At 63.2% G+C, this 893-nt stretch carries 1 protein-coding gene; it reads left to right on the top strand.

Annotation, left to right across the window (positions count from 1 at the left end):
• Nucleotides 1-48 precede the first annotated feature (48 nt).
• A complete protein-coding gene (locus tag ACYQ0J_RS07235; RefSeq protein WP_039454941.1) occupies nucleotides 49-882 on the top strand; it encodes an IS982 family transposase in 834 nt (277 codons plus the stop codon).
• Nucleotides 883-893: the final 11 nt, after the last annotated feature.

Raw genomic sequence — 893 nt, 5'->3', positions numbered from 1 at the left:
AACCCAAGTTGCTACCTATCCCCTGGATCTGAAAAAATAGTGGCCGCTATGCTTTCCCGTCTCATAGCGGCCTTTTGCATTATAGACGACGCCCTGCAAGCCATGGGCTACAAGGATGACCCCCAAGCCAAAACGCCCGCCTCCGCCATCCTCACCCTCGCCCTCCTTGCCGCCCTAGAGTTCGGCGGCAAGCACAACAAGGCCCTGGCCCTCGCCAAAGACCTCGGCCTCTTCACCCACGTCCCCTCCCCAAGCCGCTTCAACCGCAGGCTCCACGCCCTCTACCCCCTCCTTCTCCCCCTCCTCCACCTCCTGGCCCAGGTCTGGAAGCACCTCCACCAGGCCCAGGCGTATGCCTTGGACACCTTCCCCCTCCCCGCCTGCGAGAACATCCGTGCCCCCCGCTCCCGCCTCTTCCCGGACAAGGCCTACCGCGGCTTCATCCCCAGCAAGCGGGTCTACTTCCACGGCCTCAAGCTCCACCTCCTGGTGGACGACGGGAAGTTCGTCCACGAGGTGAACCTGACCCCGGGGAGCTTCCACGACCTCGCTTCTCTTCTCCTCCTTCCCCTGGACCTTCCCGAGGGGGCGGAGCTCTACCTGGACCGGGGGTACGAGAGCCATCTGTACGAGGACCTCCTCCGGGAGGCCCAGGAGGTTGTTCCCATGGTCATCCGCAGGAGGAACAGCCGGCGGTATCTCCCTTGGATGCAGTACCTGGCCATCGTGGGGCGGAGGGTGGTGGAGACGGTGGGGAGCATGCTCCATCACCTCTTCCCCAGGCGCATCCACGCCGTGACCCAGGAGGGTTTCGTCATCAAAGTTCTCACCTTCGTCCTGGCCCATAACATCAGTCTCCTGACCCAGAAGATGGCTGGGTAGCAACTTGGGTT

This window comes from Thermus sp. FJN-A, from assembly GCF_054655095.1.
Note: the sequence above shows the minus strand (reverse complement) of the source record. Positions and strands in the feature narration are given on the sequence as shown.

Bases quoted from the DNA above. Each gene is read 5' to 3' on its own strand.
- ACYQ0J_RS07235 (WP_039454941.1), top strand. From the start codon at position 49: ATGCTTTCCCGTCTCATAGCGGCCTTTTGCATTATAGACGACGCCCTG.